Source organism: Petralouisia sp., from assembly GCF_056822245.1.
This window is the reverse complement of sequence record NZ_JBQIOP010000001.1, coordinates 152,166-173,701: the sequence shown is the minus strand read 5'-3', so window position 1 is coordinate 173,701 and position 21,536 is coordinate 152,166. Positions and strand designations below refer to the sequence as shown.

19 protein-coding genes are annotated in these 21,536 nt (G+C 43.4%); 17 read left to right on the top strand and 2 right to left on the bottom strand.

Features of this window, described 5'->3' with window-relative positions; translation table 11 throughout:
• The first annotated feature begins 194 nt into the window (after window positions 1–194).
• The 3 genes from galE to ACTO17_RS00780 all read left to right on the top strand — a co-directional run bounded on the left by galE (window position 195) and on the right by ACTO17_RS00780 (window position 2,038).
• Window positions 195–1,211: a UDP-glucose 4-epimerase GalE gene (gene galE, locus ACTO17_RS00790; protein ID WP_172535960.1), complete on the top strand. Its 1,017-nt coding sequence runs from the start codon at window positions 195–197 to the stop codon at window positions 1,209–1,211.
• Between the two features lie 204 nt (window positions 1,212–1,415).
• Complete coding sequence (locus ACTO17_RS00785; RefSeq protein ID WP_172535961.1) at window positions 1,416–1,841, top strand: hypothetical protein; 426 nt, start codon at window positions 1,416–1,418, stop codon at window positions 1,839–1,841.
• Window positions 1,820–2,038: a type II toxin-antitoxin system HicA family toxin gene (locus tag ACTO17_RS00780; RefSeq protein WP_172535962.1), complete on the top strand. Its 219-nt coding sequence runs from the start codon at window positions 1,820–1,822 to the stop codon at window positions 2,036–2,038. The genes ACTO17_RS00785 and ACTO17_RS00780 overlap by 22 nt, the downstream gene beginning before the upstream one ends.
• Before the next feature lie 155 nt (window positions 2,039–2,193).
• Here ACTO17_RS00780 and ACTO17_RS00775 read toward each other — a convergent pair whose 3' ends face one another.
• Window positions 2,194–3,375, bottom strand: a complete 1,182-nt coding sequence (locus ACTO17_RS00775) for an HD-GYP domain-containing protein (RefSeq protein ID WP_172535963.1) — start codon at window positions 3,373–3,375, stop codon at window positions 2,194–2,196.
• A gap of 172 nt (window positions 3,376–3,547) precedes the next feature.
• On the opposite strand from ACTO17_RS00775, the gene ACTO17_RS00770 reads away from it, so the two are divergent.
• The 7 genes from ACTO17_RS00770 to gpmI all read left to right on the top strand — a co-directional run bounded on the left by ACTO17_RS00770 (window position 3,548) and on the right by gpmI (window position 12,560).
• Complete coding sequence (locus tag ACTO17_RS00770) at window positions 3,548–4,717, top strand: cell wall hydrolase (protein WP_482556519.1); 1,170 nt, start codon at window positions 3,548–3,550, stop codon at window positions 4,715–4,717.
• Window positions 4,718–5,093: 376 nt separating this feature from the next.
• Complete coding sequence (locus tag ACTO17_RS00765; RefSeq protein WP_482556518.1) at window positions 5,094–6,275, top strand: acetyl-CoA C-acetyltransferase; 1,182 nt, start codon at window positions 5,094–5,096, stop codon at window positions 6,273–6,275.
• Window positions 6,276–6,423: 148 nt separating this feature from the next.
• Window positions 6,424–7,263, top strand: a complete 840-nt coding sequence (locus ACTO17_RS00760; RefSeq protein WP_172535966.1) for a 3-hydroxyacyl-CoA dehydrogenase family protein — start codon at window positions 6,424–6,426, stop codon at window positions 7,261–7,263.
• Window positions 7,264–7,398: 135 nt separating this feature from the next.
• Entirely contained in the window at window positions 7,399–8,553 is a 1,155-nt protein-coding gene (locus ACTO17_RS00755; protein WP_172535967.1) for an acyl-CoA dehydrogenase, read from the top strand.
• Between the two features lie 159 nt (window positions 8,554–8,712).
• The gene (locus ACTO17_RS00750; RefSeq protein WP_172535968.1) at window positions 8,713–9,498 is read left to right on the top strand and encodes an electron transfer flavoprotein subunit beta/FixA family protein; all 786 of its coding nucleotides are present in this window, start codon (window positions 8,713–8,715) and stop codon (window positions 9,496–9,498) included.
• A gap of 79 nt (window positions 9,499–9,577) precedes the next feature.
• A complete protein-coding gene (locus tag ACTO17_RS00745; protein ID WP_172535969.1) occupies window positions 9,578–10,624 on the top strand; it encodes an electron transfer flavoprotein subunit alpha/FixB family protein in 1,047 nt (348 codons plus the stop codon).
• Window positions 10,625–11,018: 394 nt separating this feature from the next.
• Window positions 11,019–12,560, top strand: a complete 1,542-nt coding sequence (gene gpmI / locus ACTO17_RS00740; RefSeq protein WP_482556517.1) for a 2,3-bisphosphoglycerate-independent phosphoglycerate mutase — start codon at window positions 11,019–11,021, stop codon at window positions 12,558–12,560.
• A 187-nt stretch (window positions 12,561–12,747) separates the two neighbouring features.
• Here gpmI and ACTO17_RS00735 read toward each other — a convergent pair whose 3' ends face one another.
• Window positions 12,748–13,452: a hypothetical protein gene (locus tag ACTO17_RS00735; RefSeq protein ID WP_482556516.1), complete on the bottom strand. Its 705-nt coding sequence runs from the start codon at window positions 13,450–13,452 to the stop codon at window positions 12,748–12,750.
• Window positions 13,453–13,655: 203 nt separating this feature from the next.
• Between ACTO17_RS00735 and ACTO17_RS00730 the strand changes: the two genes are divergently transcribed.
• From ACTO17_RS00730 to pseB, 7 genes are all read left to right on the top strand, one after another.
• Entirely contained in the window at window positions 13,656–13,937 is a 282-nt protein-coding gene (locus ACTO17_RS00730; RefSeq protein WP_482556515.1) for a carbon storage regulator, read from the top strand.
• Between the two features lie 232 nt (window positions 13,938–14,169).
• Window positions 14,170–15,372, top strand: coding sequence for a flagellin N-terminal helical domain-containing protein (locus ACTO17_RS00725; protein ID WP_482556547.1), 1,203 nt, complete (start codon window positions 14,170–14,172; stop codon window positions 15,370–15,372).
• Window positions 15,373–15,479: 107 nt separating this feature from the next.
• Window positions 15,480–15,803: a hypothetical protein gene (locus tag ACTO17_RS00720; RefSeq protein ID WP_172539238.1), complete on the top strand. Its 324-nt coding sequence runs from the start codon at window positions 15,480–15,482 to the stop codon at window positions 15,801–15,803.
• Window positions 15,800–17,680 (top strand): motility associated factor glycosyltransferase family protein, encoded by a 1,881-nt coding sequence (locus ACTO17_RS00715; protein WP_482556514.1) that lies wholly within the window; start codon window positions 15,800–15,802, stop codon window positions 17,678–17,680. The genes ACTO17_RS00720 and ACTO17_RS00715 overlap by 4 nt, the downstream gene beginning before the upstream one ends.
• Window positions 17,681–17,720: 40 nt before the next feature.
• Window positions 17,721–19,322 (top strand): glycosyltransferase, encoded by a 1,602-nt coding sequence (locus tag ACTO17_RS00710; protein WP_482556513.1) that lies wholly within the window; start codon window positions 17,721–17,723, stop codon window positions 19,320–19,322.
• Window positions 19,307–20,485, top strand: coding sequence for an FkbM family methyltransferase (locus tag ACTO17_RS00705; protein WP_482556512.1), 1,179 nt, complete (start codon window positions 19,307–19,309; stop codon window positions 20,483–20,485). Before ACTO17_RS00710 ends, ACTO17_RS00705 begins: the two co-directional genes overlap by 16 nt.
• Before the next feature lie 50 nt (window positions 20,486–20,535).
• Window positions 20,536–21,528 (top strand): UDP-N-acetylglucosamine 4,6-dehydratase (inverting), encoded by a 993-nt coding sequence (gene pseB / locus ACTO17_RS00700; RefSeq protein ID WP_482556511.1) that lies wholly within the window; start codon window positions 20,536–20,538, stop codon window positions 21,526–21,528.
• Window positions 21,529–21,536: the final 8 nt, after the last annotated feature.

The following is a 21,536-nucleotide window of genomic DNA, read 5'->3' as shown; positions in this document are numbered from 1 at the left end:
TTCTCATAGGTCATGGGGAGGGAAAATCCCTGGCGGCTGGCATTACAGCGAACAATCGTAGTTCGATACACAGTCCGGCAGTTTTTGTCCGTATCCAAATATAAAACGTTCGCTCTAAGGTCAAACCAGTTTTCTGAAAATTACATGCAATTTTTGCACAATTGTGTGCAGACTATGGACAGGAGGGAATCATTATGGCAATTTTAGTAACAGGCGGAGCAGGCTATATCGGAAGCCATACCTGCATTGAGCTGATTCATGCAGGCTATGAAGTGGTAGTTGTGGACAATCTGGTTAATTCCAGTGAAGAAGCAGTCCGGAGAGTGGAGAAAATTACCGGAGCCAAAGTGCCTTTCTACCAGGTGGATATCCTGGATGCGCCGGCTTTGAGCCAGGTGTTTGAAAAAGAAAAAATTGACAGCGTTATTCATTTTGCAGGATTGAAAGCCGTAGGGGAATCTGTACAGAAGCCTCTGGAATATTATCATAATAATATTACCGGAACATTGATTTTGTGCGATGTGATGCGGAAACATGGAGTGAAAAATATTATTTTCTCCTCTTCTGCAACAGTTTACGGCGATCCGGCCGTCATTCCCATTACAGAGGAATGCCCGAAGGGTCAGATTACCAATCCTTACGGACAGACCAAGGGAATGTTAGAGCAGATTCTCACGGATTTCCATGTGGCGGACCCGGAGTGGAATGTGGTTCTGCTTCGCTACTTTAATCCCATTGGCGCCCATGAAAGCGGAATTATCGGAGAGGACCCCAAGGGAATTCCCAACAATCTGGTGCCCTACATTGCACAGGTGGCAGTGGGCAAGTTAAAATGCCTTGGCGTATTCGGCGACGATTACAATACGCCGGACGGCACAGGCGTGCGGGATTATATCCATGTGGTTGACCTGGCCAAAGGCCATGTGAAGGCATTGAAGAAGATTGAGGATAAGTCCGGGGTGAATATCTACAATCTGGGAACCGGAAACGGCTACAGCGTACTGGATGTGGTAAAGGCATATGAAAAAGCCTGCGGAAAACCCATTCCCTACGAAATCAAACCCAGAAGAGCCGGTGATATCGCCACCTGCTATTCCGACGCCTCCAAGGCAAAGAAGGAGCTGGGCTGGGAAGCTGAATTCGGCATTGACAGGATGTGCGAGGACTCCTGGAGATGGCAGAGTACAAATCCGGACGGATACCGCAGCTGATGTTTGCGGTATCCTGCAGACGCCTGCGCTGAGCTGGCAGAGAACGCCTGGTGTGTAAACAGATTGATTTGATTGTTTAAGTTTGGTAAAATTCCGTTTTTGCCAGGTTTTATAAAAATGATATAAACGTCATATAATAAAGCGTACAGTGTTGACATTGTGTACGCTTTATTATATGATGGAGGTGCAAAGGAGATGATAGATATGTTGATGGAACAGGCTACAGCTGTCAGAAAAAAATGGAGTGCGGTTTGCGATAGTGTTATTCATGAAAAACCTAAATTTATCAAGCGCACACGAGATAAAATGTGGTTTTCTAATTTGGAAACAATGTCTGATATTTTGCAGATTTATCAGTTTACAGCATTAAAATATATAGAAGATGATGGTTCTGTTACACTGTCTCTTAATGAAATTGATCTTATAGAAAACGGAAAAGATGAACAGGAAGTCCGTCTGAATATGGGGAAAGCTATATTTGAATATGCTCTGGATTATTATAATGAGTACGAAATGTATTCACATAGTCCAAACAGAAAGAAACATATCCCTTACATTTTTAAAGCATTGATTATTGACAATCCAGAACAGATAGGAGATATGATACAGTGCCAAGATGGAAAGAACTAAAGAGATTTTGTGATAGGGATGGATGGGAGCTATATAAAGATACAGATCATTATTTCTATCGGAAAATGAATGATGATGGTAATATCAAATTGACTAAGGTTTCAAAAGGTTCAGGAGAAATTCGTCCTCATATGTGGAGGGAAATATTAAATAAACAATTGCAAGTTACGCAAGAATTTTTTAATAGTAAAATATAAATGAAGAGCTGCAAAGCATTTGGAATAATGTATTGAAAATAAGAAAAATATAATCATCTCAAGAAGTAATTGATGGGGCTGTGGCATTAAGAAATAAATATACAAGATACAATATTTGTATGTTTACTTCTTAATGCGGCGGCCCCCTTTAAAAATCACAAAACCCTTCCTGCGGCCAGAATCTTGCTCCGCTTCTCCTGATACCGCTTTGCCGTCTCCTTTGTCTTAGGATCGCTGGCATATTTTTTCAAAGTTTCCTGATCCACCTTCAGCCGGAGATCCATGGTTTTCATCACATCTGAAATGTGCATGGTTTTCTGGAACCTGGCGTCGGTAAAGTCAATGCGCCGGTTATCCGAAAAGAGAATTACTACAGGCTGCGCATAATTCTTGTCATTTTCTTCAATGATAATACCTTTCTGCCCGTTGGAGAAGTCCACGCAGCATCCCCCCGGAAGGATATGGACACATTGGGTAAGGGCAGCCACAAAGGGGGCGGGATAGTAGTCCGGATGCTCCCGGAGAAAACGCACCGCCCGGATTTCAGAAACCGGCTCTTTGTCCAGATTCATGGAAGTCAGTTCATCAAACATGCTTGCCACATGAAGCACATGGGTGCCGTTTCGCCAGCGGATATTCTTTTGCAGGGGAATTTTGACATTGTGCTCTAGCCTTGTCATCTGCCCCACAAGCTGAAGCGTAAGCTCCGGCAGCTTATAATCGTTGTAATCCGGGTGAAGAAGCTGATAGCCCTTTTCCAGATAGCCCCTGACCAGACGCCGTTCATCCGGAGACAGCAGGGCGTCGCCTTTTTCCTGAATCTCATCGGGAACCAGTAAAAGGCCGATATCGTGAAGAAGGGCGGCGCATACGATGGCAAGCTGTTCTCCGTAAGAGTAGTGAAGCCTGTGCACCATCATGGCAGACAGAATCGCCGTGTTCAGGCTGTGTTTGTAAACATAATCGCCGTTGCTGCGCAGATTTTTGGCAAAATTAATCTTATGCTCCAGGGAACCGAAATCCCTCAGGATGGTCTGTGCCAGACTTGTCAGGTTCTGAGGGGCCATGTTGTTGGTAAGCAGGGCAAGATCGTCTTTCAGACGGAACGTGGAAACAGTGAGAAAACGCTCCAGTTCAATGTCCTCTTCGCTTAAAGGCGGCGCCGGTTCTGCCGGCTCTAAAATGTAAACGCCCCAGAGACCGAAATTTTCGATATTAGCAATTCCCTGGCGGGTCAGACGGGTCTCCCGTTCAAAAAGCATAACTCCCTTTTTATTGTAAATAGGCCGGGCGAGACGCATGCCGGGCTTTAAATGGTTGATTTTTACGTATTGCACGAAAACACCTCCGAATCCTGTTACGAACTGTAATTGTATTTTATATCGGATAAAATCAGCGATTGGCAAAGACTGTCAGGGGATAATTTCTGCATTGCTTTACAGACAACAGTGTGATAAAATTTTATCAGCAGTTTACAAAGGAGCGAAAATTGAGATACTGGAGGATGCCATGAAAAAAGCAGGAAGAATTCTGGCGTTGGTTTTCCTTTTGTGCTGTTTCTCCAATCTGGCAGTTTTTGCAACCCAGGGGAAAATTGATAAAGTCCAGGAAGGAATCAAAGATTTAGAGCAGCAGAAAAAGGAAGCAAAAAGTCAGGCGGACAGCCTTTCTGACAAAGCGGGAGGGCTGGAAGGAGATTTGAAAGCGTTCAACAGCAGTCTGGAAGCGGCCGCTGCCAGGTTAAATGAAACAGAAGAGCAGCTAAGCAGTACCAGAATCAGTCTGGAGGAGACCAGAGCTGCCCTGGAAGCGGCCAGGCTGAAAGAGCAGGAACAGTATGAGGCCATGAAAAAGAGAATCCGGTTCATGTATGAAATGGACATGGAGGGAATGATAGAAGTGCTGCTGAGCGCAGAGAATTTTGCAGATTTTCTGAACAAAGGGGAATATATTGTAAATATTCACAATTACGATCGGAAAATGCTTGGAGAATACCGGGCTACGAAAGAGGAAATTGCAGGAAAAGAACAGGAGCTTGAGGAGCAGGAACAGCAGCTTGCAGATCTGCAGGCGCAGCAGGAAGAAAAGAAACAGGAGCTGGCCGTATTGGTGGACAGCACTTCCGAGAAGCTGAGCGCTGCCAGAAAACAGCTTGCAGACGCCCAGGCTGACGTGGAGGCTTATGAAGCGGAGATTGAGCGGCAGAAAGCCTATGAAGCAGAACTGGAGGCCCAGAAAGCAGCCGAAGACGCAAAGAGACTGGAAGAGATCAAACGGCAGGAAGCGGAAATGAAACAGAAGCAGAAAGATTCGGCAGGAGGCGGGAAGATCGCCCCAAGCAGCGACGCTTCCGACATTGCGCTTCTGGCTGCACTGATTCAGTGCGAGGCCGGTGGAGAAAGCTATGAAGGAAAACTGGCAGTGGGAAGCGTTGTGATGAATCGTGTGAGCAGCTCCCATTTTCCCAATTCAGTGGCGGGAGTCATCTATCAGAGCGGACAGTTTTCTCCGGTGGCAAGCGGGCGGTTTGCCTCCGTACTGGCAAAAGGAGCCAACCAGAGCTGTACCCAGGCGGCAGGCGAGGTGCTCGGCGGAAATATTACCATCAGCTGTCTGTATTTCAGACGGAATGACGGTTCCATTCCAGGCGCCGTCATTGGCAATCATGTATTTTATTAATACATAGAAAAGACATGGCAGAATAAGGAAAGGCGGTTTTTGTGCAATATATACAAAGACTGCCTCTTTTTTTCGGGAAAAAGGCCGAAAAGAATGACAAAAATATAACAAAGATAGACAAAAAGGCAGCGGGATAGGGCAGGCAAGATAATTCTTGCAATTTACACGGAAATGTGCTAGGATACACTTATCGAGAGAAGAAAATACGGGAAAAACGGGAATCAGCAAAAGTACTTTGCGGGTCTGGCATCATGAAAAATGCCAACAGCCTGTTTTCCTTTTTTTGGCAAAAGATTGTTAAAAAAATAACATTGATTTTGGTGATTTTGTCAAAATATTTTCGCGATACACTATATTTAAAAAGGAGACGAAGAAAATGGCAAAGAAAGTTGTTTTGGCAGGCGCATGCCGTACCGCAATCGGAACTATGGGAGGGGCTTTAAGCACAACCCCGGCACCGGTATTGGGATCTATCGTTATCAAAGAAGCATTAAGCAGGGCAGGCGTTCCGGCAGATAAAGTTGACCATGTATACATGGGATGCGTTATTCAGGCAGGTTTGGGACAGAACGTAGCCCGTCAGGCATCCATCAATGCAGGTTTGCCAATCGAGACACCGGCAGTTACCGTTAACGTAGTCTGCGGTTCCGGTTTGAACTGTGTAAATATGGCTGCTCAGATGATCCAGGCAGGCGATGCTGATATCGTCGTAGCAGGCGGTATGGAAAATATGTCAATGGCTCCTTATGCAGCTATGCAGGGACGTTACGGATACAGAATGAACAATGCTGCTTTGGTAGACACCATGGTAAATGACGCATTGTGGGATGCATTCAATCAGTATCATATGGGAATTACCGCTGAAAACGTAGCAGAGCAGTGGGGACTGACCAGAGAGCAGTTAGACGAGTTTGCAGCATCTTCACAGCAGAAATGCGAGAAGGCAATCAATGACGGCAAGTTCAAAGATGAAATCGTTCCTGTAGAAGTAAAACAGAAAAAGAAAACAGTGATCGTAGATACAGACGAAGGTCCCCGTCCGGGAACAACTAAAGAAAGCATCTCCAAATTACGCCCGGCATTCAAACCGGATGGAATCGTGACTGCAGCAAACGCTTCCGGCATCAATGACGGCGCAGCGGCAGTAGTTGTTATGAGCGAAGAGAAAGCCAAAGAACTTGGCGTGAAGCCAATGGCAACTTTCGTAGCAGGCGCTCTTGGCGGCGTAGATCCTTCCATCATGGGTGTAGGTCCGGTTGCTTCCACTAAGAAAGTATTCGAAAAGACAGGCTTGACCATTGACGATATGGATCTGGTAGAGGCAAATGAAGCATTTGCAGCTCAGTCTCTTGCAGTGGCTCATGACCTGAACTTTGATATGAGCAAAGTAAATGTAAACGGCGGCGCAATTGCACTTGGACATCCGGTAGGAGCCAGCGGATGCCGTATCCTTGTTACATTATTACATGAGATGCAGAGAAGCGATGCAAAGAAAGGTCTTGCAACTCTGTGCATCGGCGGCGGTATGGGATGCTCCACCATCGTGGAAAGAGACTAAATCCTGCTGTTTCGATTCTGCCTGAGGGCAGAAATGTTCATAGATTATGGAATCGGTATATTTTTGCTGATACCAGAAAATGAGAAAGCTAATATGGATACCGGAGTTCTGCTCCGGTATCCTGTAGAATAATTTAAGGAGGACTATCATGAAAGTTGGCGTTATTGGAGCAGGAACCATGGGTTCCGGAATTGCACAGGCATTTGCACAGACAGAAGGATATGAAGTATGCCTTTGCGATATTAATGACGAATTTGCTGCAAATGGCAAGAACAAAATTGCAAAAGGATTCGAGAAGAGAGTTGCAAAGGGCAAAATGGATCAGGCAAAAGCAGATGCAATCCTTGCAAAAATCACTACAGGAACGAAGGAAATCTGCGGTGACTGCGATTTAATCGTAGAAGCAGCATTGGAAGTAATGGATATTAAAAAGCAGACATTCAAAGAACTGCAGGAGATCGTAAAGAAAGACTGCATGTTTGCAACCAACACTTCTTCTCTTTCCATCACAGAGATTGGCGCAGGACTTGACAGACCGGTCATCGGTATGCATTTCTTTAACCCGGCTCCTGTTATGAAGCTGATTGAGGTTATCAAAGGTGAGAACACACCGGACGAAATGAAAGACAAAATCGTTAAAATCTCCGAAGAAATCGGCAAAACTCCGGTAGAAGTAAATGAAGCTGCAGGATTTGTAGTAAACAGAATCTTAATTCCTATGATTAATGAAGCAGTTGGCATCTATGCAGACGGCGTTGCTTCTGTAGAAGGCATTGACACTGCTATGAAGCTGGGTGCAAATCATCCGATGGGACCTCTGGCTTTAGGAGATTTGGTTGGACTTGATATCTGCCTTGCAATTATGAACGTTTTGTATGATGAGACAGGAGATCCCAAATACCGTCCGCATCCATTGTTAAAGAAAATGGTTCGTGCAGGTAAGCTGGGACAGAAAACCGGTATCGGTTTCTATGATTACAGCAAATAATACATATTGACAAAGGCACGGCCTCAGCAGGCTTTGGCCTGCACTGTATTGAATGTGAGGAGCTGCCGCATTGGATTCGTCTGAATGCGGCAGTCCCATTCCATAAAATAAAAGAAAGTTTGGAGGAAAAGTATCATGGATTTTTCTTTAGATAAAAAACATGAAATGGCGAGAACTCTGTTCAGAGAGTTTGCTGAAAATGAAGTAAAGCCTCTTGCTCAGGAAGTTGACGAGACAGAAAAATTCCCAAGAGGAACCGTAGAAAAAATGCAGAAAATAGGATTCATGGGTATTCCAATTCCCAAGGAATACGGCGGACAGGGATGCGATCCTCTTACCTACATTATGTGCGTAGAGGAATTATCCAAGGTTTGCGGCACTACAGGCGTTATCGTATCCGCTCATACCTCCCTTTGCTGCGATCCTATTATGACATACGGCAACGAAGAGCAGAAGCAGAAATATCTTGCGCCTCTTGCAAAAGGTGAGAAGTTAGGCGCATTTGCCCTGACAGAGCCGGGCGCAGGCACCGACGCACAGGGATGCCAGACCAAAGCGGTATTAGACGGCGACGAATGGGTATTAAACGGCTCCAAATGCTTTATCACCAACGGCAAAGAGGCTGATATCTATATCGTAATCGCTATCACAAGCGTAGTGGAGGACAGGAGAGGAAGAAAGAAAAAGAACTTCTCCACCTTTATTGTAGAAAAAGGAACTCCGGGCTTCTCCTTCGGAACCAAGGAAAAGAAAATGGGTATCCGCGGATCTGCTACATATGAATTGATTTTTGAAGACTGCAGAATCCCCAAAGAGAATCTGCTGGGGCCGGAAGGCAAAGGATTCCCAATTGCAATGCATACATTGGACGGCGGACGTATCGGTATCGCAGCTCAGGCTCTTGGTATTGCAGAGGGCGCACTGGAGGCAACCGTTGCTTACACCAAAGAAAGAAAACAGTTCGGACGCTCCATCGCTGCACAGCAGAATACCCAGTTCCAGCTGGCAGATATGGCAGCTAAGATTGAAGCAGCGCAGCTTCTGGTTTACAAAGCAGCTATGGCAAAAGCAACTCAGAAGGTTTACTCTGTAGAAGCGGCAAAGGCAAAATTATTTGCAGCAGAGGTTGCTATGGACGTAACAACAAGATGCGTTCAGCTCTTCGGCGGATACGGATATATCAGAGAATATGATGTAGAGCGTATGATGCGTGACGCTAAGATCACAGAGATTTATGAAGGAACTTCTGAGGTTCAGCGTATGGTTATTTCCGGCGCATTGCTGAAATAAAATATCATTCAGCTGTGTTGAGTGACAAAAGAAATGGCCGTCCATCGGATGAAAGCCAAAGATTATAAATCTCAATATGCCGTGGCAGGCAAAACGGCCGTCCCTGTGAAGGAAGCCGGGAACTTTGCCGCAAAAATAAAACATAAGGAGTGAATTACCGTGAAAATCGTTGTATGTATAAAACAGGTGCCAGATACCAAAGGCGGAGTAAAATTCAATCCAGACGGTACTCTGGACAGAGGCGCAATGCTCACCATTATGAATCCGGATGACAAAGCCGGGTTAGAAGCAGCCCTTAGATTAAAAGAACAGTATGGTGCAGAAGTAACTGTACTTACCATGGGACTTCCCAAAGCAGACGAAGTTCTCCGTGAAGCTATGGCAATGGGTGCAGACAAAGGTATCCTTGTTACAGACAGAGTGTTGGGAGGCGCAGATACATGGGCTACCTCTACCACAATCGCAGGAGCAATCCGGAATCTGGAATATGATTTAATTATTACCGGACGTCAGGCAATCGACGGCGATACCGCACAGGTTGGGCCTCAGATTTCTGAACATCTGGATATTCCGGTGATTTCCTATGCACAGGAAATCAAAATTGACGGGGACTATGTAGTGGTTCAGCGTCAGTATGAAGACAGATATCATGAATTAAAGGCAAAAATGCCATGTTTAGTTACCGCTCTTTCCGAGTTAAACGAGCCGCGTTATATGACGCCGGGCGGAATCTTTGATGCTTATGACAAAGAAGTGACTGTATGGGGCCGGGCAGATTTGAAAGATGTAGATGATTCTGACCTTGGATTAAAAGGATCACCCACAAAGATTGCAAAGGCATCTGACAAAGTGAAAAAAGGCGCCGGAGAAAAAGTGGTTCCCGATACACCCGAAGATGCAGTTGCCTATATTACAGGTAAATTGAAAGAGAAACACGTAATCTAAAGAAAAGTTCAAAAGCTCACGAAAGAGCGAATCAGATGGATTGCGAATATCCGTAAAAATAAGGAAAGTGGTGAAAATAATGGGTTTAGAAGCATATAAAGGAGTATATGTCTTTGCACAGCAGGTGGACAATGTATTAAGTGGAATTGCTTTTGAATTACTGGGCAAAGCGAAAGACTTGGCAAAAGATTTAAGCACAGATGTAACAGCAGTATTGATTGGTTCCGGCGTGAAGGATTTGGCAGATCAGCTGGCAGAGTACGGCGCTGACAAAGTAATCGTTGTAGATGATCCGGAATTGAAAGAGTACAGAACAGAGCCTTATACACATGCTCTTTCCTCTGTGATCAATGAGTATAAACCGGAAATTATGTTAGTAGGCGCTACTGCAATCGGACGTGACCTTGGGCCCCGTGTATCTGCAAGAGTGAAAACCGGTCTTACTGCAGACTGTACCGTACTTGAAATCGGCGACTTCCCGCTGAATCCGGTGCCGGGTAAAGAAAATGAGCAGAAACACAATCAGCTGCTTATGACACGTCCTGCATTTGGCGGCAACACAATCGCAACTATTGCATGTCCGGACAACCGTCCTCAGATGGCAACCGTACGTCCCGGCGTTATGCAGAAAATCGATCCGATTAAGGGTGCAAAAGCAAACGTAGTGGAATACAATCCAGGATTTGCTCCCAATGACAAATATGTGGAAATCCTGAATGTGGTAAAAGCTGTAAAAGAAACCGAAGATATCATGGAAGCAAAGATTCTGGTTTCCGGCGGACGCGGCGTTGGAAGCGCAGAGAACTTCAAGCTGCTGCAGGATTTGGCAGATGTTATCGGCGGAACCGTAAGCTGTTCCCGTGCAGTTGTAGAAAACGGATGGAAGCCGGTAGATTTACAGGTAGGACAGACTGGTAAAACAGTTCGCCCCAATGTATATTTTGCAATCGGTATTTCTGGAGCAATTCAGCACGTAGCAGGTATGGAAGAAGCAGATATCATCATCGCAATTAACAAAGATGAAGATGCTCCAATCTTTGATGTAGCTGATTACGGCGTAGTTGGGGACTTACATAAAGTTGTTCCGGCTTTGACAGAGGCTTTGAAGGCTGAAATGGCGAAATAGCAGATAAGCTATAAAACCCTGTGCGGCTTCTGGCAGTGAATATTCATTGCCGGAAGCCGCATTTTGCCATTTCAGCAGGGAACGGCTGGAGAATTCATGAAATTAATTGTATTTTTCTTTTCGGTTGTGATATAATTTGCCTTGAGGAGGGACCCGGCGCAAAACCAAGAAAAAACAAAACAGGGAAAGCCGGGAGGAGCCCTGAAGGCCTTGCCTTGAAAAGTCCCCGGCGCAAAACCAGGAATGATCAAACCCAAGAAGCCGGGAGGAGCCCTGAAGGCCTTGCCTTGAAAAGTCCCCGGCTCAAAACCAGGAATAGCCAAACTCAAGAAGCCGGGAGGAGCCTTGAGAATGAAATATCATTTTAAAGAGAGAAAGGGAGATGGAAAATCTTATGAGTAAAAAACCTGCAGTATTAATGATTTTAGATGGATTTGGGTTGAATGAAAAACATGAAGCAAATGCAGTTTACGAGGCTAATACCCCCAACATTGACGGCCTGATGAAAGATTATCCTTTCGTCAGAGGCTATGCCAGCGGTCTTTCGGTAGGATTGCCGGACGGACAGATGGGCAATTCCGAAGTAGGCCATTTGAACATGGGTGCAGGAAGGATTGTATATCAGGAATTAACCAGAATCAGCAAGGAAATTGAAGATGGAGATTTCTTTAAAAATGAAGCGCTGCTGAAGGGAATTCAGAATGTGAAAGAGAATCATTCTTCCCTGCATTTATACGGACTGTTGTCTGACGGCGGCGTACACAGTCATATTACCCATTTATACGGGCTGTTGGAGCTGGCAAAACGGGAAGGAATTGAAAAGGTATATGTGCATTGCTTTCTGGATGGCCGCGATACTTCTCCAACCTCCGGTAAAGGATTTATGGAAGCGTTAGAAAGCAAAATGCAGGAAATCGGCGTTGGACAGATTGCGACAGTGATGGGACGTTATTATGTGATGGATCGTGACAACCGTTGGGACAGAGTGGAAACTGCTTACAAAGCCCTTGCTTACGGTGAAGGAAAGCGGGCAGCCAATGCGGTGGAAGCGGTGGCTGCATCTTACGAAGAAGATGTAACCGATGAATTTGTGGTTCCCACAGTAGTGGAAAAAGACGGCAAACCGGTTGCAGCCATAGAAGATAAAGACACCATTATTTTCTTCAATTTCCGGCCGGACCGCGCAAGGGAAATTTCCAGAACCTTCTGTATGGATGAGTTTGACGGTTTTGACAGAGGCCCCAGGAAACAGGTGACTTACATCTGCTTTACAGAGTATGATGTGACCATTCCCAATAAGACAGTGGCATTCCATAAAGTGGAACTGACCAATACATTCGGACAATTCCTGGCAGACCATGGCAAGACCCAGGCAAGAATTGCGGAAACCGAGAAGTATGCCCATGTTACCTTCTTCTTTAACGGCGGCGTAGAAGAACCCAATGAAGGGGAAAAGAGAATTCTTGTCAATTCTCCCAAAGTGGCGACGTATGACCTGAAGCCGGAAATGAGCGCCTACGAAGTATGCGATAAACTGGTGGAAGCCATCAAATCCGATCAGTATGATGTAATTATCATTAACTTTGCAAATCCGGATATGGTAGGCCATACCGGCGTGGAAGCGGCAGCCATCCAGGCAGTGGAAGCAGTGGACGCCTGTGTGGGCCGGGCTGTGGAGGCCCTGAAAGAAGTGGACGGCGTAATGTTCCTGTGCGCCGATCACGGAAATGCAGAACAGTTAATTGATTACAACACAGGAGAAAGCTTTACAGCGCATACCATTAACCCGGTGCCCTTTATCCTGATTAATTATGACGACAGCTATACGCTGCGCGAAGGCGGCTGCCTGGCAGATATTGCGCCTACCTTAATTGAGATTATGGGCATGGATCAGCCAGAGGAGATGACGGGAAAATCCCTGCTGGTAAAACGGTAAAAAGGTTTCCGGCAATCTATAAGATAAGCTGAGATACAGAAGTTTTACAGAAATTTAGTTGGAGATAAATAAATCCCCGCATATATATTGTGATTTTTAACAGCACAGTATATATGCGGGGATTTTCTTTTCCGGCAGTTATGCAAGACAGATTTTGTGAACGGAGTCTGCCAAAAAAGGGTCTGGGTTATAGGGATATATTCAGACTTGCAGGTTTATCCCTTCCAAAAAAAGTAAAAAACTCTGCGTGTTCCGTTTTCTCCGGGTTCTCGCTGTCCTTGAAACGCTCCCGGATTAAAGCACGGAAAGAATCTTCCAATTCAATAAATTCACAGTCATATGCATAATGGCTGTGGTCCGCAGCTGAACAGTTGATAATATTCAATGTAACCAAAAATCCTGGCATTGTTCCCAGCGTAATGCAGGCATGGAATTGGCATTGCGGCGGAAGGATACTCTCTGAAATGAATCCGACGCCATGCTCAGAAATATGAGTCAGCACAAGTGGGACTTCCAAATGATGGATGCCTGAAACATCCTGTCTGTACAAATCACAGATGTGAAGATGAACATCAATGGGAATTCGTTGGCTTCTGCGTTTTTCCAGCATGGTTGTTTTAACCTCCTTTGTAGAATATGAAACCGTATCATTCAAATTGACGTATGGTATTTTTGTATGATACTGGTATTTTAGTACTAGTCTACCATGGAGAATCAGAGATGACAAGTATTTTTTTGAGGATTTGGAAAAATAGAATGTTTGTAAACTAAAAAAGCAAAATAGCAGCTTTTTGAACCATTTTATGGAAAAAAAGTATAGAAAAATGCAACAAATTCTATCAATTTGTTGCATTTTTATTTTACACAGATAATATCGGCTCTTTTCAATCATACTTAACCTCTCTTTTTAATAATTTTCAAAAAATTTTCCCTGACATAGTTCAAAATCCCGCTGTTTCTCAGGGGTTTTGGGTCCATGCAACAGTTTGATAGAAACTGTTGCATCCAAAAAATCATCAGGAAGTGAGTGTTCTGCCGTTGTTTCAAATAGAAGTTATCCATCGTGCGGCAGGAACAAAAAACAAGGAGGTTCCCATGCTGAAATTAACAGTAAAGGCAGGCGAGTACTTACTGGTTGGAGATGACGTCAAAGTGGTGTTTACCGGAGGAAGTTCCAATAATCTGCACATTCTGGTGGATGCGCCAAAGTCCATGAACATTGTAAGGAGCACCGCGTTAGAGAAATACGGAATGGCGGCAGAGCCGGGAAATGAAGTGAAGCATCACAAGGATAAGGAGTTGTCCCCGGAAGCCAAAGAGAAAATCAGGGCAATTCTTATGGAAGAACGGCGGAAAGCCAGGAAGCAGAAGCAATAGCAATAGCGGCAAAAAGCCGGGAAACAGAAATAATAACGGTAATAATGTGGGGGTAACCTAGGGCTCCTGCTTATTATATACGGCCCCTCGTTCAGAGAGCGGGAAGCCAAAATGCACGCAAACGGATTTGCGGCATTTACCCTTTGCAGGGCAGGGGGTAGCGGATACCCGGAATCATATGATGTCCGGGCATACAAGACCATAAACAACAAGGAGGAAAAATATTATGGCAATGATCGTACAACACAACCTTACAGCAATGAATTCTAACCGTCAATTGGGAATTACCACAGGTTCACAGGCGAAATCTTCTGAAAAGTTATCTTCTGGTTACAGAATCAACCGTGCAGGTGATGATGCGGCAGGTTTGACAATTTCAGAAAAAATGAGAAGTCAGGTGCGTGGCTTGAGCCGTGCGTCTGTAAATGCTCAAGATGGTGTATCTTTAATCCAGACAGCTGAGGGTGCTTTGAATGAAGCTCATTCTATTCTCCAGAGAATGAACGAACTGGCAGTGCAGGGTGCTAATGATACCAATGAAAGCATTGACCGTGAAGCGATCAATAAAGAGTTGGATGCATTGACAACAGAGTTGGACAGAATTTCTACAACGACTCAGTTTAATAAACAGAACTTATTAGACGGAAGTTTCCAGAGCAAGAATCTTCAGGTTGGAGCAAATTCAGATCAGAAGATACAGATTACGATTGGAAATATGGACGCAAAGACTCTCGGCTTGAAATCAATTACGAAAACAATTGATTATGACAAACAGTCAGGAAATAAACCTACCAAAATTATTTATGAAGGAATGGCAGTGAGTTATAAGAGCGCTTATGCAACCAAGAAATCTGCCCTTACTGCAGCAAGATTATCTTTAGCAAAGAAGATTACCGCAAAATATACATCGAATTTGTATACCAAACAGTTTGATAAAGATACTGGCAGCGCATTCTATGTAGGCTTAAACGATGGAAAACGCTATATGTCAATTAAGGCTGTTATTACTGCTGACAGAGCAAATGCGATTACTGCTATGAAGGCAGCATTGTCAGCTGATTTCGGAAAGTATGTAATGGTGACTGCAACATCGGCTAAAAATGCGCTTTCTTCTTATAAAGTGTCAGGCCAGCAGGTTGCTGTAGATAATTATGCAGTTGCAAATGATTCTATTACAGCAATTCAGGAAGCAATTAACCGTGTATCAAATCAGAGATCTGCGCTCGGTGCAATTCAGAATAGATTAGAGCATACGATTGCCAACCTGGATAATGTAGCAGAGAATACTCAGGCAGCAGAATCCCGTATTCGTGACCTTGATATGGCTTCTGAAATGGTGGAATACAGCAAGAACAATATTCTTGCACAGGCAGGCCAGTCTATGCTTGCACAGGCAAATCAGTCCACACAGGGTGTATTGTCATTGTTACAGTAATAGAAAGCATATTTGTCAGATAAAGAAAGCAGAGGGTATGGGCAGCCAGCCGTACCCTCTGCTTATTTCGGGGAAAGATCTTTAGGATATGACAGGAGATTGATAGCATGGAAGAAAAAGCAAGGAAACTATGGGTGGTGATTGATACTATTTGCGGCGGATACCATATGTACAAAGATGAAAAAGTGATAGAAAAGGCAAAAAAGGCTGCTGGGCAGATTCAGGAATATTGCAAATTTTTTCTTCAGGGAAATATTTTTGGTATGGAAGAAAAGGAATATCAGGAATTATGTAATTATGTCATACGGACGCTGGAAGATTTTATACAGGCTGCTGAACAGGAAGATACTGTTTTGATGCTGGATACGCTGGATTACGGATTGCGGGAACTTGTGGACATTTATAGAGAAGATAATGAGGCAATAGCATGAAAGAGACTATTTTTGAAAAAAATCTGAAGGCAATGGAAAAGTGGTATCCGGATTTTGCAGATCTGATTCGGCAGAAAAAATATAAGGAAGATGACACAAAAGTGTGGACAGAACAGTCGCAGGATGGAGAAGTGATTTTTTGCATTGAAAGGGAAGGGAAGAAACTTTACCTGGGAGGAAAACGCAATGCCAAAAAGTCTGTGGAACTGTGGCAGGAACGTTTGGGGAAAATTCATAAATATGCGCCGGTATTTTTATTTGGAATTGGCAGTGGGGCGTATTTGAAATCCATGATTCAAAATTCTCCCAAGGAAGCGAACATTGTGGTCTGTGAACCGTCTGTTATGATTTTTCTTACGGCTTTAAAAGAAATTGATTTATCAAAAGAAATTCAGGACAGACCCATTGCCTTTATCGTGGAAGGATTAAATGGTACAGAATTCATTCCTGTGATGCAGGCCCTTTTGACATTGGAGACATTGGAATTTTTTGTGGAAGAAGTTCATCCGAATTATAAAATTGCATTTCCGGAACAATTGCGGGAGCAGATAAAACAGTTAACCAGATATTCTGATGGCTTTTTTGTGAGTTTTCATACCAGAAGACTGCTTCAAGAGCACGCAGCACAGAATGTTCTGTATAATCTGCCGCATGTGGCAGAAGGGTATCATACCATGCAGCTTTCGAAAGTCATTCCATATAAAGGCGCTGCAGTGCTGGTGTCGGCAGGACCGTCCCTGAATAAAAATATTGAAGAACTGAGAAGAGCTAAAAATCATTTGTTTTTAATTGCAGTAGATACGGCGGTAAAGCCGTTGCTGAAGCAGGGGATTGTTCCGGATGTATTTATCACATTGGATGGCCGAAAACCGCTGGATTTGTTGGAAGGTGCGCAGTATTTGCCTGTAGTGTCCAACACGGTAGCAAGGTATGAATTGCTAGACAGACAAAAAGGGAAGAAAATATTCTTTTTTGACGGATATCAGTTGCCTCAAGAATTATATTTTCAAAATGGTAAAGTATTGCCCAGGGTGGCAATTGGAGGTTCTGTAGCCTGCAGCGGTTTTTCTTTGTTGTATAAAATGGGATTTGAAACAGTGATCCTTGTAGGACAGGATTTAGCTTATACCGATAACAAATCTCATGCGGATGGTACATTTCAGGAAAAAATGCCTCAGGAAAATACAGAGCATATGATTCGGGTGAGAGGAAATTATCAGGATACGGTACCTACGTTGACAAATTTGAAGATCTATCTGGATTGGTTTGAGGATTATATTAAAGGAGCGAAAGAGCGCGGGAATTTTCGGGTTATCAATGCGACAGAAGGCGGTGCTTATATAGAAGGAACAGAACTCATGACGCTAAAAGAGGCATTGGATGTATGTATCGGAGAGGAAACAGATTTTGCAGGTTTGGTGGAAACCATGGAATCGGCATTCACACAGGAAGAAAAAGAGAAAGCTTATGATTACCTGAGGGAAGTTCCAAAGCAGTTTGAAGAAATTGAAAAACTGGCCCGGCAATTAAGGCGGGAATACCGAAAAATTCAGAAAATAGAAAAATCAGGAACAGGAAGCGGTCAAAGTTTATCAAAAGCATTAAAAAGGGTAAAGAAGCTTACAGAAAAATACTATGAATATCCAGGGTACCAATTGATCGAAGAAACATTGGGAACAGCGGAATATATTCTTCAGACAGAATTTTATTATGAAAAAGAAGATATGGAAACAGAAGATGAAGTGTTGCAGGCGGCAGTTCAGGGAATAACCTATAGCGAAGTCCTAGAGGAATGCGCAAAATTAATGCAGGAATTGTCTTGCAAGATGGTAGAACGGGCAGATGCTTTGCGCACTTGGACATCTTGCAGCAAGTAATTTAGTTATGCGGACGTTTTTGGATAAGGAAGGAAATAGCATGGGTTTTGGGGATGAGGTTGCAAAAGTATTGCGGATAATGCAAATGGAGAAAAAGGTATATAAAGATTATCTTCCGATGGAAGCAGTTGATGCAGGAAGTGAAATGGTAAAGAGTGTAGAACCTTTGTGGGAAGGGGTAAAAAAGAGTATTTGCAGTCTGTTGGAAAGAGAAATGCCTTATAGTTCGCCCTATGCATCAGTTTGGTGGTATTCTGTATTGCTGCAGATTGAAAAAACCCCGGATGCTGTTTTTCGCTTTATTAGTTATATAAGGCGGCATAAGAATGTATTTTCAGTGAATACACAGTGCTTTTTATACTATCAGATAAGCTTGCTGGTTTTCACTCAAAGAGAGTGGAATACGGAAAAAATCAAATTAGAATTGTGGAGTTTTTATAAAGAGATAATAGAAGAATTTGCGGAAGAAGCAGAAGTACCTCTGGAAGAAATACCTGAACCCAAAAGAAACAAAAATTTGGTTGTAGTGGTTACGGAACAATTTCTGGATATTCGGCATGGCCCAACGAAAACTGTATTGGACAGATGTAAGATTCTGATAGAGGAAATGGGGAAAGAAGTAATACTGATTGACAGTTGTGAATTAGTCAGTTTAGAGGGGAAAATTCCTTTTTACGGAGTACAGCAGGGAGGCCGTAACAAAAAAACAGATGAAAAAGAACAGATGTGGAAAGGGGCGAAAATTCCATATATTCGATGCGGTAATTCTATGCCGGATATAGAAATAATTAATTGGTTCCTCCAAAAATTACGCAGCATGGCTCCTGGCTGGGTTTTAGTTATCGGAGGGGGAGGCATTCTTGGAAATCTTTTAGGAAAGATGGTTCCGTCCATATCCATAGGAACTGTCCCATCGGAACTGGGAATTACTTGTACAAAATACCAGACGTTAGGGAGGAAGTTGACACAACAGGATATAGATTATCTTATTCAGGCAGGACGTACTAAGGAACAAGTAATAGAAGGGATATTTACAAGCAGTTTGAAACCTCAGGAGGAGCATATTACAAAAGGGATGTTGGGCATTGCTGAAAGTAGTTTTTTGATTGCAGTGGTTGGTTATAGGTTGGCGGATGAAATAACCAAAGATTTTTTGGAAATGCTGGAAGAAGTTTTACAGGAAAATATGCACGTAGCTTTTTGGGGGAAGTTTTGCAAGTATGAGGAAAAGATAAGAGATTATCCTAATCTCAAGAAAAAGTCTTCTTATTTTGGGGTTTGCGATGACATTCTTTCACGTATGGAGGTAAGTGACCTTTATCTGAATCCAGTTAGAAAGGGTGGCGGAACTTCTTGCGTGGAAGCAATGTTTCAAGGTGTTCCGGTTGTAACAGTGAATTATGGGGATGTTTCTGTAAATGCAGGAAAAGAATTTTGTGTGGAAAATTACCGGGAAATGCAGGAAAAGATTCTCAGGTATTGTCAGGATAATGAATACTATACCGTAATGTCAGATAAAGCAAAGAAGAGAGCGGAGGCGTTATTAGATACAAAGACAGAATTTGTGAGGATTATGAAAGAAGCAGAGTTTCGGGAGCAGGGCAAAAAGAAGAAGGAGAATGCGTTATGCAGGAACAATTAAGCGCTATTATTCAAAATATAAAGATAATTCTGAGAGCAATAAAAGAAGGACGGGCAGGAAAAGAGGCAATATTAGATGTACAAATGTCAGTTGGAGAAGTTAATCGTATTTTATATCATGTCTCGCAATTGAAATTTCAAAAAGACTACGATTTGAACTTAGTGGAAAGTGATTTGGAATATATAAATGAAGCTGAATTACTTCTGGATATATGGGAACAGTCATTGCATAGGCGGGCGGGAACACGCACAGATGCAGAGTTCTGGGATATCTATGAGTATTTTAAATATGTGGATATTAATGATATTTTTCAGGAAACTCTGCAGAAATTTATGGCTCTTCCAGAGGGATTGCGGATAGAATATTTCGCCCTGCCGTATCGTTATACTTTCTTAAAAAATAAAATAGATTACAGCTGCAATGATTTTTCCCTGATTGCTCAGCATGTGGAACTGATGGTAAATGGGATCGAAAAGTATAAATGGCTTTATGAGCATATGGCAGATAACAGAAGCAAAATGACTTTAAACGGGATTATCCGTTACTGGTTTGAGTTTGATCTCAATAAGCTTTCTGCGTTGTGTGAAACTACATTTTCTGATTATTATGACATGGATATTCTGGAATGCGGCGAAAATGATGTAATCGTGGATTTAGGAGCATATACCGGGGATTCCATATTAGATTATATTTACACGTACGGGAAATATCAAAGGATTTACGCATATGAAATTACACCCTGCACATATCAGACCTTATTGCAAAATATATCAGAATACCAAAACATTATTCCTCTGCAAAAGGGCGTTGGAAGCCAGAAGGGAAAAATGTTCCTGGATGAAGATAAACAAAGAGGCGGTAATCATCTTTTAGACGAAGGGGAAATTCCGGTAGAGGTGGTAACACTGGATGAAGATATCAAAGAGCCGGTTACCGTGATTAAAATGGATATCGAAGGGGCTGAAAAAGATGCAATTTTGGGTGCGGAGTCGCATATCCGGAAGGAAAAGCCAAAATTATTGATATCGTCTTACCATATTCCGGAAGATATCTTTGAAATTCCGCAGCTGATTCACAGTATACGGGGAGATTACAAGTTTTATATGCGTTTTTATGGACATGGATGTCTGTGGCCTTGTGATTATGTACTGTTTGCGGTTTGATAGACAGCGGGATACAGGAGAAAATATTTAGAACAATATGGAGGAAACCTATGCTGAACAACAAAACGATACTGATTACCGGAGGCACAGGCTCATTCGGAAATGCTTTTACGAACTATGTGCTGGAGCATTACAATCCAAGAAAAATCATCATTTATTCCAGAGATGAATACAAGCAGTTTGTGATGAAAAATAATTACAGGGAATATGAGAAAGAACTGAGGTTTTTTATCGGCGATGTTAGGGACAGAGAGCGGATGTGCCGGGCTTTTGACGGGGTGGATTACGTAATCCATGCAGCAGCCTTAAAACAGGTTCCGGCCTGTGAATACAATCCCATCGAAGCCATTAAGACGAATATCAACGGCGCAATCAATGTGATTGAAGCAGCTTTGGACTGCGGTGTGAAGAAGGTGGTGGCCCTTTCCACAGACAAGGCGGCAAATCCGGTGAATCTGTATGGGGGAACCAAACTGGTATCTGACAAACTGTTTGTTTCAGCCAATTCCTATGCCGGTTCCAAGGATATCAGCTTTTCTGTGGTGCGGTACGGAAATGTGGCGGGAAGCCGGGGGTCTGTCATTCCATTTTTTAAAGAAATCGTAAAAAACGGCGGCAGAGAGCTTCCCATTACCGATTACCGCATGACCAGGTTCTGGATCAGTCTGGAACAGGGCGTGGAGCTGGTAATTAAGGCATTGCAGGAGGCGAAGGGCGGAGAAACATTTATCTCAAAAATTCCTTCCTTCAAAATTACAGATTTGGCCCAGGCCATTTTGCCCGGATGCGAAATGCCCCAGGTGGGCATCCGGGAAGGAGAGAAGCTTCATGAAATTATGGTGACAGAAGAAGATTCTCCTATGACCTATGAATATGAAAAACATTTTATTATTTATCCTCATTACAGCTGGTGGGGAAAGGAAAAAGTGATTCCGGGCGGCAGGAAGGTTCCGGAAGGGTTTGAATACAGCTCCGGAACGAATCCGGATTGGCTTGGGACAGAGGAACTGAGAAAACGGCTGGGAATGTTTGATGCAGAGTAAAAACAGGC